The organism is Winslowiella iniecta (assembly GCF_001267535.1).
GTDB classification, from domain to species: domain Bacteria; phylum Pseudomonadota; class Gammaproteobacteria; order Enterobacterales; family Enterobacteriaceae; genus Erwinia; species Erwinia iniecta.
This window is the reverse complement of the sequence record NZ_JRXE01000008.1, coordinates 72,980-87,704: the sequence shown is the minus strand read 5'-3', so window position 1 is coordinate 87,704 and position 14,725 is coordinate 72,980. Positions and strand designations below refer to the sequence as shown.

Annotated in this window: 13 protein-coding genes; 6 read left to right on the top strand and 7 right to left on the bottom strand. The window is 54.1% G+C overall.

The genetic code is table 11. From position 1 onward, the window contains the following. The 4 genes from NG42_RS07270 to NG42_RS07260 form a co-directional block, all read right to left on the bottom strand. Nucleotides 1-1,300: inverse autotransporter beta domain-containing protein (locus NG42_RS07270; RefSeq protein WP_173581542.1), on the bottom strand; the 1,300-nt coding region annotated here is incomplete at its 3' end. 292 nt (nt 1,301-1,592) lie between these two features. Continuing rightward, nucleotides 1,593-2,033: a hypothetical protein gene (locus NG42_RS21900; RefSeq protein ID WP_052898692.1), complete on the bottom strand. Its 441-nt coding sequence runs from the start codon at nt 2,031-2,033 to the stop codon at nt 1,593-1,595. Then, nucleotides 2,011-2,403: a polymorphic toxin type 44 domain-containing protein gene (locus NG42_RS21895; RefSeq protein WP_072133196.1), complete on the bottom strand. Its 393-nt coding sequence runs from the start codon at nt 2,401-2,403 to the stop codon at nt 2,011-2,013. Before NG42_RS21895 ends, NG42_RS21900 begins: the two co-directional genes overlap by 23 nt. 509 nt (nt 2,404-2,912) lie before the next feature. Then, entirely contained in the window at nt 2,913-3,251 is a 339-nt protein-coding gene (locus NG42_RS07260; RefSeq protein ID WP_053115723.1) for a UbiD family decarboxylase domain-containing protein, read from the bottom strand. On the opposite strand from NG42_RS07260, the gene NG42_RS07255 reads away from it, so the two are divergent. Continuing rightward, a complete protein-coding gene (locus tag NG42_RS07255) occupies nt 3,219-3,869 on the top strand; it encodes a GlxA family transcriptional regulator (RefSeq protein ID WP_241488320.1) in 651 nt (216 codons plus the stop codon). The two genes, NG42_RS07260 and NG42_RS07255, sit on opposite strands and share 33 nt — an antisense overlap. 424 nt (nt 3,870-4,293) lie before the next feature. Here the strand turns inward: NG42_RS07255 and yddG are convergent, their stop codons facing one another. The 3 genes from yddG to NG42_RS07240 form a co-directional block, all read right to left on the bottom strand. Next, nucleotides 4,294-5,208, bottom strand: a complete 915-nt coding sequence (gene yddG, locus NG42_RS07250) for an aromatic amino acid DMT transporter YddG (RefSeq protein WP_052898613.1) — start codon at nt 5,206-5,208, stop codon at nt 4,294-4,296. Nucleotides 5,209-5,410: 202 nt separating this feature from the next. Continuing rightward, entirely contained in the window at nt 5,411-6,916 is a 1,506-nt protein-coding gene (gene araA, locus NG42_RS07245; RefSeq protein WP_052898612.1) for an L-arabinose isomerase, read from the bottom strand. Nucleotides 6,917-6,927: 11 nt separating this feature from the next. Continuing rightward, nucleotides 6,928-8,613 carry a ribulokinase gene (locus NG42_RS07240; RefSeq protein ID WP_052898611.1) on the bottom strand — a complete coding sequence of 562 codons (1,686 nt, stop codon included), beginning with the start codon at nt 8,611-8,613 and terminating at the stop codon, nt 6,928-6,930. Between the two features lie 372 nt (nt 8,614-8,985). On the opposite strand from NG42_RS07240, the gene NG42_RS07235 reads away from it, so the two are divergent. The 5 genes from NG42_RS07235 (at nt 8,986) to NG42_RS07215 (ending at nt 14,701) form a co-directional block, all read left to right on the top strand. Continuing rightward, the gene (locus tag NG42_RS07235) at nt 8,986-9,969 is read left to right on the top strand and encodes an arabinose ABC transporter substrate-binding protein (protein WP_052898610.1); all 984 of its coding nucleotides are present in this window, start codon (nt 8,986-8,988) and stop codon (nt 9,967-9,969) included. Between the two features lie 72 nt (nt 9,970-10,041). Next, entirely contained in the window at nt 10,042-11,562 is a 1,521-nt protein-coding gene (gene araG, locus NG42_RS07230; protein ID WP_052898609.1) for an L-arabinose ABC transporter ATP-binding protein AraG, read from the top strand. 16 nt (nt 11,563-11,578) lie between these two features. After that, complete coding sequence (araH, locus tag NG42_RS07225) at nt 11,579-12,568, top strand: L-arabinose ABC transporter permease AraH (protein WP_052898608.1); 990 nt, start codon at nt 11,579-11,581, stop codon at nt 12,566-12,568. A 56-nt stretch (nt 12,569-12,624) separates the two neighbouring features. After that, entirely contained in the window at nt 12,625-13,545 is a 921-nt protein-coding gene (gene araC, locus NG42_RS07220; RefSeq protein WP_052898607.1) for an arabinose operon transcriptional regulator AraC, read from the top strand. A gap of 118 nt (nt 13,546-13,663) precedes the next feature. Continuing rightward, complete coding sequence (locus NG42_RS07215; protein ID WP_052898606.1) at nt 13,664-14,701, top strand: oxidoreductase; 1,038 nt, start codon at nt 13,664-13,666, stop codon at nt 14,699-14,701. Nucleotides 14,702-14,725 lie beyond the last annotated feature (24 nt).

Here is a 14,725-nt window from a genome sequence, read left to right as displayed (position 1 = left end):
TGACGGTGCCGGTCAGGGTATAGCGGTTAGGGTTGCTTCCCCGCCACGACGGCAGAGAGATATCAATACGGCCATCACCCGCTGGAGTGATGATGCCGCCTGCCGCAATCAGCGCCGGGGATGCCCAACTAATATTTTGCACCGGGTAGGTATTTTTCAGCGTATAGCTGAGCGCCAGCACGCCGAGGCCCTTACCGGTGGCATTTTCCGGCAGCCCCAGCGTCAGGGTCTCCTGCTTGCGGTAGTCGAGCACGATGCTGTTATTACGCTCGACCAGGTCGTGGCGACTGCCGCTCAGCAGGCGGGAGGCACCGACATTATCCGGGTTGATCTGCTTGTGCCACGGCTCGCCGGGGCGGTAGCTCAGCGCGAGGGTGATTTGTGAGTCCTGTTGGCCATTTTTGCCCGCACGGTGTTCAGCACCGAGTGTCAGCAGCGGGATCGGCGTGTAGCTGACGCCGCCGGTAAACGCCCATGGATCCTTCTGACGCTGGTCCTTGCCGAACAGCGCCACTTCATCGCCCTGATACTGCTCAAACATCAGTTTTGCGCCAAGCTGCGGATACGCCGGCAGCCAGCCTTCGACGCGGATATCATAGCCGTTGGCCGGGCGTTCATCGTAGTCAGCGAAGTCGCGCGACGGGTGCCAGTTACTCAGGCGGAAGTAGCTGTTGCCGGAAAGGTGCAGGTAGTCGCGCCACGCCTCGACGCCAACGCCCGCCCGGCGATTGTCGCCAGTAAAGTCGTTATCATAGAAGGTATTAACGCCGAACATCCAGTCGCCGGTAAAGGCACGCGCGCCGAGGCCGAGGTTACCGGTGGTGCGTTGCTCGAGGCGGCGCAGGCCGAGCTGGGTGAACAGCAGGGCGCTGTCGTTTTCATACAGCGGCAGCAGCACATCGGCCTGGCTGCCGTTAAGAGTAAATTTATCATCGAGATTCAGCTGGATGCGGGCGGTGCCAAACTGGTTCAGCCAGCCCGAGACTTCGTTGTTCAGTGCTCCGGTGGCGGCGGAGCGCGCCATGCCGGACACGGCCGCGGTGGAATCCTGCTCACTCAGCAGCGCGGCGGCGCTGGCGAGGTGACCGGTCTGCTGCTGATAACGCGCCTGTTCTTCCGGCGTCAGGTTGCCGGACTGGTACCACTTAAGCGCGTTGTCGTCCGGTGCGGCAACAGCACTGTGGGCATAAAAGGGGGCGGTGGCGAGGGAGACCTGGATTGCCAGCTGGGAAAGAACCATAAACTTGCCGATCCCGCTGCGCGGATTTTTTGCAAAACCTGAAAGCGTGCGCTTTTTCATTTGTCTGCTCTGCATAAGATATGTCGTTAATACCCGGTGAAATAGCCGTCCGATAGCACTGGAGCGGGTTTCGCCCTGAAAATTCCGTTTAACCCCGTTCTGGCCGAACAAGGTGGACAGCAGGAAGAAGCGACACATCAGTAGCTTGGAATTAAAAATTAAAATTTATTTATGCGAGCTGACGGGTAATCTCAGGATCGTGGCTGGCAGAGGGCGAAGGGTTGGCAGGCGGCAGAGTGGCGAGCAGCAATATCAGCAGGGCGATAACATCGCCCTGCATGGAGACCGCAGTTTAACGCCAGCTATTAACGCCGCTGGCATAAAGATCGACCACCGGCATAACGGCAACTTTGTCATCATAAAAGAATACTGAGTTACTGAATGAGTAAATCTTTCCCGTTATTCTGACCGTTACCTTATTAGCGAGAGCGTTAACAATAGCATCTGGTCGATCGGCAGTCATAAAGGGGGACGTCTGGGTTAATGCTTTCAGTGGGTCGCCGGTAATATTGTGGTTAAGGTAATAACGATAGACATCGGTATCAGTGGCACCCGCATGCTGATATTGCGTGATATAGAGCCATACACTGTCGGAAAGCTGTTGCTTACGGTATAGCCGATCATCATAAGGTTTGTGGGTAAGGTAGAAGTTTATAGCCATTGCCGTAATGATAATAACAAGAATGGCGGTGATGCTCCTGTGCGCCCACTTAATAACCATGCCGGTTTGCATAATCTGGTCCTTGCTGTATCCAGAACTGATCCTGTGGATCATCACCGTATGGAGATTGTTGATACCAGTAATTCCATTCGGGTCTTGATGTACCTGCCTGAGTTTGAGCATATCCGCCAGCCATAAGAAGTATATCTGGTGGAATACCGACGGTTGTACCCGTAGCACCATAGTTGAAATTACCAAAGTTAGCCAAGGAACGATCTCGCTGTTTATAATCCCAGGGGCCACGATTTCGGACTTTTTTAAAGAACCACAGGTAGGTATGCGGTAGCGCCATACCGCGAGGTTGCCGCTTTTCTTTCGCCTCTTGTAAATTACTAAACAGTTCATCGAAACTATCGGATGGCATTCGTGGGATAATGGCCATAAATCAATCCATGATTAAAAGCTGTTGGTTGTAAGGGGTCGGAGAGCTGAGAGTAAATAAATATCATTATTATAACGATATTTAAATAGTTTATTTTATTACCATGATTATGGTTTTTTATAAAATTATTTATACGACATATATTATGTCCAGACCATGCATTTGCTTACTGCACAAAGGTCACGCCGGTAAATCCCACCAGAATGCCGAAAATGGCCGTTTAAGCCAGCACAGAGCGAGCGGGAGTTATCTATTCACCGATCAGCATCGTTGACATGGCCTGGCGCGCATGCCCCGGTGAGAGGGGTGTCAGCAAATCTGGCTTGAAACAGACAGCAATACGCGGGTACGAGCTAACGGATTCTGCCGCCATACCTGGCTGGACTGGAAACAATATACCTCCTGATGGGCAGGTTAAGTTCGTTAAAAATTTACGTTAAAAAATTGCATGATTGCTGCTTAGTGATTAATTGCCGGGTGATCCCGGCACAGTTTCAACCGTAACAGATTTACCAGTTATCAATAACACGTTGCCGTATTTCCGGCGGATAACCTTGCGCAAAAGAGGCATGCAGTTGGCGCTTGCTTTGCAGGGTATCGAAGACCACTTTTGCACCTTTGCTGGCAATATACTCTTCTTCTTCGTAGCATTGAGGCAGTCGAATAACCCGCTGATGGTCAAAGATGGCGCGACGGCCAACCGGGTGCACTCGGGTGGAAAGTGCCCAGACGACTTCATGAAGGTTAGTGGGATCGAAATCGTCATCCACCAGGTAAACGTTTGCTGAGTAAGCTGGGTGGATTGCAGGAACCGGATGAACATGGAACAACCGATAGCCGCTGAACATCACTCTGGACCGTCCCCCGATCTGACCGTCGGTTTTCTGCTAATGAACCAGTTTACTCTGGTTTCTGTCGCCGGGCTGGTTGAGTCACTGCGTTTTGCCGCGGACGAGTCTTTCAGCAGCCGGCAAATTTTCTGCCGTTGGGAATGGATGACCTGCGATAACCAGCCGGTGACAGCCAGTTGCGGCTTGACGGTGTCGCCTACCGCAGCACTGGATTTCTCCAGGCCGTGGGATTACTTTGTAGTGGCCGGAGGTTTACTGGAAGAGACACGTCAGCCGCCGCAGTGGCTGTTGCAGGCGCTGCGTGAGCTACACGCGCGCAATATACCGATTATTACGCTGTGCAGTGGCGCGTTTGTAGCGGGCAACGCCGGTATGCTTGATGGTCGGCATTGTGCGATTCATTTTACTACACGTGATGAGTTTCGATTACGTTTTCCTGAGTCTATTCCGGTTATCGACAAAGCCTATATTAAAGACGGTGGTATTATTTCCTGTCCGGGTGGCACGGCCATCGATCTGGCCGCGGATTTGATCCGTTATCACTGTGGTCTGGTGCGCTCGCAGAAAGTGTTAAAATATCTGCTGGTGGAAGAACCTGCCGCGCCAGTGAAATAAACGCAGAAAAAAACAGTGTTAACGAACCGGATGTGTATGAAAACGAACGGGTAAGTAAAGTGATCGAGTTTATGAAGCATCATCTGGATGCGCCGATGCCGCTGGCAGAAGTGGCGTCATTCGCCGGGAACACTGTTCGTTAGAGGGGATTAATAAGCAAAATTAGCGATGGATGCTTAAAGCAGCCATAGCGGCTCTGACGCCTGATATTCATTATCCCGGTGAAGTTAAGGTCAGTCTGTAGGGTTATAAAAAGTCCATCGGCAGATAAAGACTGTTAATTAACTGATGATTTATTTTGGCTATTTTAAATGGTTCATAAGGGATATTCCTCCGGTGCAGACGGTTCGGATAAAATATTGCTTTCTTTTTTATAATTGATGTAATCAGTTTTTTGGGGAGGCAGAGACGCCTCCCAACAGGGTTATACTGAAACTTTGTTTGTCACCTTTTTCGTTGTCAGAGTACGGGTTGACCACCAGCAGACCAGCGAACCGAGACTGACCATTGCCGTGCCTTGCCAGAACGACACCGTAAGCTGCGAGCTAAGGATAAAGGCGGCCAGAATCGCCGATATTATCGGGATAAAGTAGGATGCGGCAGCCAGAACGGTGACATTACCGTGCAGAATACCAATATTCCAGGCAGCATAACCAAAACCCATTGCCATTGCTGCCAGCGCCAGACTGATCCACACCTGCGGGGATAACACGAAGGGCGGCTGCGGCGAAAGCAAGAATTTTGCCCATAAGGTTAATGCCGTCAAAATAAAGAACAGCGTAATGCCGTTATTACCCTGAGCAATTTTTTTAGTTACTACACAATATATTGACCAAATCAGCGCGCCGCTAAATGCCAGTCCATAACTTAGCGGGTTATCCATAACATTTCGGGTAATTTCATCCAGTGAAAAGCCTTGCTCACCACCCAATACGCGACAAATACCGGCTACAGCGAGAATGACGCCAGGGATAATTAACAGGCTGGTTTTCTGGCGGTTAACAATAACCGCTAAAACAATGGTCATACTCGGCCAGAGATAATTCACCATGCCGACTTCAATTGCCTGACGACTGTTGTGCGTGAAGCCCAGTGACAGCGACAGACAAATTTCGTAGCAGACAAAGAGCACACTGCCGATAAGCAAATAATTGCGGGGAAATTTGCGCAGATTGGGAAAGCCGACGGTGAACAGCAGTAATACTGAGCTACAGCTGTAAATTAACGCCGCGCCGCCAATCGGGCCGAAGCCTTCACTGACGCTTTTAATTAATCCGACAATGGCGCTCCATAACAGAATGGCGATCAAACCGATGAGCGTCGCTTTTTTTTGGGGCATATCCCGCTACCTCTGTACACGTAATCTCAATTCGCATTGCTGGCGCAAACCTTATCACAATACAGACTGCTGCCATGACAAACTAAGGGATGACAGTAATAAAAGAGGTGAGGGAATCATGGTGGAGAGTAAACATACCGGGATCACAGATGGACGCGCTGCGGTAAAAGGGCGATAAAATCGCCCTTTGCAGAATAACAGCTTAACGCAGATTTAACCGATAATACGCCTCATTCCAGCGCAGCGCATCGCGGAATGACGGGATGGTGGTGTCGTTATCAATCACCAGTACCTCAATACCGTTCATTTCCGCATACAGACGCATATCGTCAACATCCAGTGCCTGACTGAACACCGTATGGTGCGCACCGCCACCGAGGATCCACGCTTCGGCGGCGGTCGGCAGTGACGGCTGGGCGCGCCAGATAGCACGGGCGACCGGCAGTTTGGGCAACGGCTGCGGTTGTTCGATGGCATCCACCACATTCACCAGCAGGCGGAAACGGTCGCCAATATCAATCACGCTGGCGTTAACCGCGCGTCCGGCAGGCGCGGAGAAGATCAGACGCGCCGGGTCGGCTTTGTCACCGATGCCAAGATACTGCACATCAATCAACGGTTTCTCTTCACGCGCAATCGACGGACACACTTCCAGCATATGCGAGCCGAGCACCAGGTCATTATTCGGCGAGAAGTGATAGGTGTAATCTTCCATAAACGACGTTCCGCCCGGCTGGCCGTGCGCCATCACTTTGAAAATATGCAGCAGCGCGGCGGTTTTCCAGTCGCCTTCACCGGCAAAGCCGTAACCTTGCGCCATCAGGCGCTGAACGGCCAGACCCGGCAACTGCGTCATACCATGCAGCGTCTGGAAATTGGTGGTGAACGCTTTACAGCCTTCGGCTTCGAGGAAGCGTTTTAATCCCAGTTCGATGCGCGCGGCATCCAGCACATTCTGGCGCTTCTCACCGTTGACGGCGGCGGCAGCACTAAATTCATACTGGCTTTCATATTCATCGATCAGCGCGTTCAGATCGCCTTCGCTGACCTGGTTAATCACCTCGACCAGATCGCCGACGCCCCAGCCGTTGACCGCATAGCCAAACTGAATCTGCGCGCCGACTTTATCGCCGTCGGTGACCGCCACTTCGCGCATATTGTCACCAAAGCGCGCCACTTTCAGCTGCTGACTGGCGTGTCTGGCCGCCGCGCCGCGCATCCATTTGCCGATACGCTGGTGGCTGACCGGATCCTGCCAGTGACCGGTGATCACGCTGTGTTGCAGATTCATGCGTGCGCCAATAAATCCGAACTCGCGGCCGCCGTGCGCGGTCTGGTTCAGGTTCATAAAGTCCATATCCATGCTGTCCCACGGGATCTCAGCATTGAACTGGGTATGGAACTGCATCAGCGGCTTATTCAGAATCGACAGGCCGCCAATCCACATTTTGGCCGGAGAAAAGGTATGCAGCCAGGTAATAATCCCGAGACAGTTCTGATCGTAATTAGCCTGGCGGCACAGCGCCAGCGCTTCGTCAGGGCTTTTTACCAGCGGTTTCAGCTGCAATGTAAACGGTAAGCTGGCTTCGCGATTCAACCCGTCAACCACCTGCTGCGCGTTCTGCTCAACCTGGCGCAATGTCTCCGCGCCATACAGATGCTGCGTGCCAATCACAAACCACACGCTGAGCGCGTTTAACTGTTCCATAAAACCACTCCTTACTTAACGGATGAAGTGCGCGGGGCATACTGCGGTTCAGCAGCCTCACACCAGTGTTGATAGCGTTGATAAAGTTGCTGAAAACGCGCCACGCGGGCGTCGTCAGGTTGCAGAGTTTCCGCGACCGGGCTGGCCATTTGCTGTTGTGCAGCGGGAATATCGTGATAAACACCGGCGGCGACGGCGGCAAAAATCGCCGCGCCCAGCGCACAGCATTCGTCGGAGGCGACAATATCCAGTGGACGATTCATCACATCGCAGCACACCTGCATAATCGCCGGGGATTTACGCGCGATACCGCCCAGCGCCAGAATATTTTCTACCGGGATTTGCTGCTGCTCGAAGCACTCCATAATCGCGCGCGCGCCAAACGCGGTGGCGGCGATAAAACCGCCAAACAGCGTCGGCGCATCGGTGCCAAGATTCAAATCGGTAATCACGCCTTTCAGTCGCTGATTGGCGAACGGAGTACGACGGCCGTTAAACCAGTCGAGCACCACCGGCAAATGATCCAGCTGTGGGTTGGCGACCCAGGCATCGGTCAGCTGACGCAGCAAATCTTGCTGGATATCCTCGAGCTGCGCTTTCAGTTGCGGATGCTGACGGGACGCTTCAATCAGTGGCCAGCTCAGTAAGCGACTGAACCAGGCATACATATCGCCAAACGCCGACTGACCGGCCTCCAGGCCGATCATGCCCGGCGTCACGCTGCCATCGACCTGACCACAAATGCCTTTGATATCGCGCTGACCGACGCGATCGCCATCGGCGATTAAGATGTCGCAGGTGGAGGTCCCGATCACCTTCACCAGCGTATACGGCTGTGCACCGGCACCGACCGCGCCCATATGGCAGTCAAAAGCGCCGCCGGACAGCGTCACGCGGGTGGGTAAACCGAGTCGTTCAGCCCATTCGGCGGTCAGTGTTCCCACCGGGATATCGGCTGTCCAGGTATCAGTAAACAGCGGGAAGTCGAGATCGTGGGTCAGCAGCGGATCGAGCGCATTAAGAAAACCGGCGTCGGGTAAGCCTTGCCACTGCGGATGCCACAACGATTTATGTCCCGCCGCGCAACGCCCGCGCCGGATATCGGCCGGAGCGGTCGTCCCACTGAGCAATGCCGGCACCCAGTCGCACAGTTCAATCCACGACACGGCGGCTTCGCGTACCGCCGCATCTTCACGCGAGACATGTAAGATTTTCGCCCAGAACCATTCTGAGGAGTAAACGCCGCCGATATAGCGCGAGTAGTCCGGGAAGTCGCCGCTGCGGCACAGTTGAGTGATGGCTTCGGCTTCTTCAATTGCCGTATGATCTTTCCATAACACAAACATCGCGTTCGGGTTGTCGGCAAACTCCGGACGCAGCGCCAGCACCCGGCCTTCGCGGTCAATTGGCGCGGGCGTCGAGCCGGTGGAATCGACGCCAATCCCGACCACGCTGGCGCGCTGTTGTTCGCTTAAGCGCGACACTACCGCGGTAATCGCCTGCTCCAGCGCATCAATATAGTCCTGCGGGTGATGACGGAAGCGGCTGGCGTTCGGGTCGCAATATTTTCCCTCTTTCCAGCGCGCATAGGCGACTACCTGTTTCTGTAACTCCGTACCGCTCTGACAATCCACCGCCAGCGCGCGAACTGAATCACTCCCAAAATCCAAGCCAATTGTAATGGCACCAGCACGCATGAGGCTCTCCTGTTAATCCCCGAACACTGCTGATTACCCTAAGAAGCTGGCGCAAAAGCAGTTAGTCATCTGCGGCTGCATATATGCACTTTTCTGTCATCCTCCGGCGTTCTGTGATTGACCTCAAAAGTTAACTGACGGTTAAAATAGCTGAATGTATGGACATTTCTGCTGTAATTCCACGATGTGATAACGCTCTACAATTTTTGCTTCTTTTCTCGCTACAACTAGCCCAGCGGTTGTTCAGCTATTGTGCGATTACTCTGCTAATTAGCTGATTTAACGTTGATGACAGCGGTATGTCATCAACTGGAATCGTTTACACCGATTCGCTTACCTCATGCAAAAAACATTATCGAGCCGGAGAGCATCATGCATAAATTCACTAAAGCGTTAGCCGCCGTTGGACTGGCTGCCGTTATGTCACAATCAGCTATCGCCGAGACCATGAAACTGGGTTTTCTGGTCAAGCAGCCTGAGGAACCCTGGTTCCAGACCGAATGGAAATTCGCCGATAAAGCCGGCAAAGATCTCGGTTTTGAAGTGATCAAAATTGCCGTGCCGGACGGTGAGAAAACCCTTAATGCCATTGACAGCCTGGCAGCCAGCGGCGCAAAAGGTTTTGTGATCTGTACGCCGGATCCGAAACTCGGGGCGGCGATTGTCGCCAAGGCGCGCAGTTATGACCTGAAAGTGATTGCAGTGGACGATCAGTTTGTGACCGCTAAAGGCAAACCGATGGACACGGTGCCCCTGGTGATGATGGCGGCGACCAAAATCGGCGAGCGTCAGGGTGAAGAGCTGTACAAAGAGATGCAGAAACGCGGCTGGGATGTCAAAGAGACCGGCGTGATGGCGATTACCGCCAACGAACTGGATACCGCACGTCGTCGTACCGGTGGTTCGATGGACGCCTTGAAAGCCGCCGGTTTCCCGGAAAAACAGATTTATCAGGTGCCAACCAAATCCAATGATATCCCTGGCGCGTTTGATGCCGGTAACTCATTGCTGGTGCAGCATCCGGAAGTGAAAAACTGGTTAATCGTCGGTATGAACGATAACACCGTGCTGGGTGGCGTGCGTGCGACGGAAGGACAGGGCTTTAAAGCGCCCAATGTGATTGGTATCGGCATTAATGGTGTGGATGCGGTGAGCGAGCTGTCGAAAGGCGCGGCCACCGGGTTCTTCGGCTCATTGCTGCCAAGCCCGGATGTGCACGGCTACAAGAGCAGCCAGATGCTGTATGAGTGGGTGACCAAAGGGGTCGAGCCAGCAAAATTCACCGAAGTAACGGATGTGGTGCTGATTACCCGTGACAACTTTAAAACCGAACTGGCGAAAAAAGGGCTGATGTAATTCCGTCAGGGTTATGCGGGCCTGCCTGTCAGGCCCTTAGCGATCCGCTTAGTTATTAACAGGGAGAATACCATGAACACTGAACCCGCCTTTCTGTCGTTTCATGGCATCAGTAAAACCTTTCCGGGCGTCAAAGCGCTGCAGGATATCGGTTTCGCGTGTCATGCCGGTCAGGTCCATGCCCTGATGGGCGAAAACGGCGCGGGCAAATCGACATTATTAAAAATTCTCAGTGGCAGTTATCAGCCGAGCGGCGGTGAGATCCGGATTAAAGGTCAGCCAATGCGCTTCGGCCATACCACCGACGCGCTGGATGCCGGGGTAGCGATTATCTATCAGGAGCTGCATCTGGTGCCGGAGATGACGATTGCCGAGAATATCTATCTCGGCCAGCTGCCGCAGCGTGGTGGCTGGGTGAATCGTAAGTTGCTGCGCTATGAAGCCGGGCAACAGCTGAAAAATTTGGGGATGGATATCGACCCGGATACGCCGCTGAAGTATCTCTCGCTGGGTCAGTGGCAGATGGTGGAAATTGCCAAAGCGCTGGCGCGTAACGCCAAAATTATTGCGTTTGATGAGCCGACCAGTTCGCTGTCGGCGCGTGAAATTGAACAGCTGTTTCGCGTTATCCGCAATCTGCGTGAACAGGGACGGGTGGTGCTGTATGTCTCGCACCGCATGGAGGAGATCTTTGCGCTGAGCGATGCGATTACGGTGTTTAAAGATGGCCGCTATGTGCGCACCTTTACCGATGTGGCAAATACCGATCATGACCAGCTGGTGCAGGCGATGGTCGGGCGCGATATCGGTGATATCTATGGCTACACGCCGCGTACTCGCGGTGCGGTGCGTCTGCAACTGAACCAGGTACATGCGAAGGGCGTACGCACACCCATTTCACTTAGCGTGCGCGCCGGGGAGATTGTCGGCTTATTCGGGCTGGTGGGCGCCGGGCGCAGTGAACTGATGAAAGGGCTGTTTGGTGCCACTCGCCTGAAGTCGGGTGAAGTCAGCCTCGACGGCGAAACGCTGAATATCCGTCAGCCGTCTGATGCGATCCGCGCCGGATTGATGTTATGCCCGGAAGATCGTAAAGCCGACGGTATTATTCCGGTGCACTCGGTGCGCGACAATATCAATATCAGCGCCCGCCGCCATAACCTGACTGCCGGTTGTCTGATCGACCGCGCGTGGGAGGCGAAAAATGCGGAGGCGCATATCCGCTCGCTGAATATCAAAACGCCGTCCGCCGATCAGCTGATTATGAACCTCTCCGGGGGGAATCAGCAGAAAGCGATTCTGGGTCGCTGGCTGTCGGAAGAGATGAAGGTGATTTTGCTGGATGAACCGACGCGCGGCATTGATGTCGGGGCGAAACATGAAATTTATAACCTGATTTATGCACTGGCAGAGAAGGGCATCGCGGTGCTGTTTGCCTCCAGCGATCTGCCGGAAGTGATGGGGCTGGCCGACCGCATTATCGTGATGCGTGAAGGTGAAATTGCCGGCGAACTTAGCCATGACCAGGCGACCGAGCAGAAAACCCTGCATCTCGCGATGCCGAAAACCTCTCAAGCGGCCGCTGTGGCCTGAATCCAGGAGTGCTGTTATGTCTTCATCAACCACCTCGAACACCACGCCATCGGCAGCGCGCAGCGGGATCAATCTCGGGCGCATCTGGGATAATTTCGGCATGCTGGTGGTATTTGCCGTGCTGTTTATCGGCTGCCTGATTTTTGTGCCGAACTTTGGCAGCTTTATCAATATGAAAGGTCTGGGGCTGGCGATGTCAATGTCCGGCATGGTGGCCTGCGGGATGTTGTTCTGTCTGGCGTCCGGTGATTTTGACCTGTCGGTCGCCTCGGTGATCGCCTGTGCCGGAGTGACCACGGCGGTGGTGATCAATCTCAGTGAAAGCCTGTGGATTGGCATTGGTGCCGGCCTGCTGCTGGGTGTTGCCTGCGGCTTTGTGAATGGTTTTGTGATTGCCAAACTGAAAATTAACGCGCTGATTACCACGCTGGCGACGATGCAGATTGTGCGCGGCCTGGCGTATATCTTCTCCGACGGTAAAGCGGTCGGGATTGAAGATGAGCGTTTCTTCGCATTGGGTTATACCAACTGGCTGGGTATTCCGGCACCGATCTGGCTGACTATTGCCACCATGATTGTGTTTGGTTTTCTGCTGAATAAAACCACCTTTGGCCGCAATACGCTGGCCATCGGCGGTAATGAAGAGGCCGCGCGTCTTGCCGGAGTACCGGTGGTGCGTACCCGCATTATTATTTTTATTCTCTCCGGGCTGGTTTCCGCTGCGGCGGGAATTATTCTTGCCTCACGGATGACCAGCGGCCAGCCGATGACGTCGCTGGGTTACGAGCTGATTGTGATCTCCGCTTGTGTGCTGGGCGGCGTTTCGCTGAAAGGCGGCATCGGCAAAATTTCCTATGTGGTGGCCGGGGTATTGATTCTCGGAACGGTCGAGAATGCGATGAATTTATTGAATATCTCGCCATTCTCACAGTATGTGGTACGCGGTTTGATATTGTTAGCGGCGGTAATTTTTGACCGCTACAAACAGAAAGCGAAAACTCATTAACCTGATGCTACCGGGAGGCAGGTCTGTCTTCCGGTTAGATTATCGCCGGAGGGGCTATGTATCATCGTCTGCCTGGATCTATTCAGTCGAATCCATTGTTGCCGGGCTATCCATTTAATGCCTGGCTGGTGGCGGGGCTGACGCCGATTACCGCTAACGGGCCGCTGGACTTTTTTATCGACCGACCGCTCGGCATGAAAGGTTTTATTCTTAATCTGACGATCAAAGGCAGCGGCCGGGTATTTGATGGCGAAGCGGCCTTTGACTGCGAGCCGGGCGACCTGCTGCTGTTTCAGCCGAAAACACCACATTATTATGGCCGTTCATCAGAAAGTGATTGCTGGTTCCATCGCTGGATTTACTTCCGCCCGCGTGCTTACTGGAGTGACTGGTTGCAGTGGCAGGATCAAAATCAGGGCGTGGGCCGGCTGCGACTGCCGGAGGCGTTGCGCGGTGAGTTTGACCGGCTGATGGCTAATATTGAGCAGACGCATAATTCCGGACGGCGCTTTGCCGAGGAGCTGGCGATGAACCTGCTGGAACGCTTGCTGCTGCGTGCGGTGGAAGAGGATCCGCGTTCTCATCAGCAGGTGCGTGACCCGCGGGTTATCGAAGCCTGCCAGTACGTCACCGGCAACCTGGCAGGAGAAGTGAAAATTGAAGAGGTGGCGAAATTTGTTTGTCTGTCGCCATCGCGGCTGGCGCATCTGTTCCGTGAGCAGATGGGCGTCAATCTGTTGCGCTGGCGTGAGGATCAGCGGGTGATCCGCGCCAAACTGTTGTTGCAGACCACGCAGGAACCGATTGCGACCGTGGGGCGTGAAGTGGGCTACGACGACCAGCTCTATTTCTCGCGCGTGTTCCGTAAACGCGTCGGCGTCAGCCCGAGTGACTTCCGTCGCCGCAGCCAGGATGCCCATGACGCGCTGGTGGCACAGGAGATCTGGGAAATGCCGCGTTCCGGTACTAACCGTTAATTCAGCACAATCCGGCTTGTTCTCCTCAACTTATTGGTTTTAAATCATTGGGTAAAGCCGGGTCGGTGAAGGCATATCGCTGCACCGGTCAGGCTTTGGCTGAACAAGAGGAATGCTAATGAGTGATAAAGTCCGTGTTGGTCTGGTGGGCTATGGCTTCGCCAGCAAAACATTTCATGCCCCGCTAATTGCCGGTACTTCAGAAATGGAGCTGGCGGCGGTTTCCAGCAGCGACGCAGCGAAAGTTCACGCCGACTGGCCTGCCATGCAGGTGGTATCCGACCCGCAGGCGCTTTTTGACGATCCGACTATCCAGGTGATTGTCATTCCCACGCCAAATGATACCCATTTCCCGCTGGCAAAAGCCGCGCTGAATGCCGGTAAGCATGTGGTGGTTGATAAACCGTTTACCGTGACACTGTCAGAAGCGCGCGAGCTGGATGCGCTGGCAAAAGCCAAAGGGTTGCTGCTCTCGGTATTCCATAACCGCCGCTGGGACAGTGATTTCCTGACGCTGAAAGCGCTGCTGGCTGACGGCACGCTCGGTGAAGTGAGTTACCTCGAATCCCATTTCGACCGCTTCCGTCCGGAAGTGCGTCAGCGCTGGCGTGAGATGAAAGGAGCCGGAAGCGGTATCTGGTTCGATTTGGGTCCTCATGTGATTGATCAGGCACTGCAACTGTTTGGCAAGCCGCTGGCCATTAATGTCGATCTGGCTGAGTTGCGTCCGGGCGCGCAGACCACAGATTATTTCCACGCGGTGCTGACGTATCCGCAGCGTCGGGTGGTGCTGCATGGCAGTATGCTGGTGGCGGCGGAATCGGCACGCTTCCAGGTGCACGGTACACGCGGCAGCTATGTGAAATACGGTCTCGATCCGCAGGAAGATCGGCTGAAGGATGGTGCGCGTCCGCCGCAGGAAGACTGGGGCTATGATATGCGCGATGGCGTGCTGACGCTGGCCGAAGGCGATCTGATGGTGGAGAAAACCCTGCTGACCATTCCAGGCAATTATCCGGCCTATTATGCGGCGATTCGCGATGCGGTGAAGGGTTCCGGCAAGAATCCGGTGAGCGCCGAAGAGGCGATCGAAGTGATGGAGCTGATTGAACTGGGCTTGCAGTCAGCGGAGCAGGGACAGACGCTGACACTGTAGGGCTTTTCGCCTTATCGTTTTTTT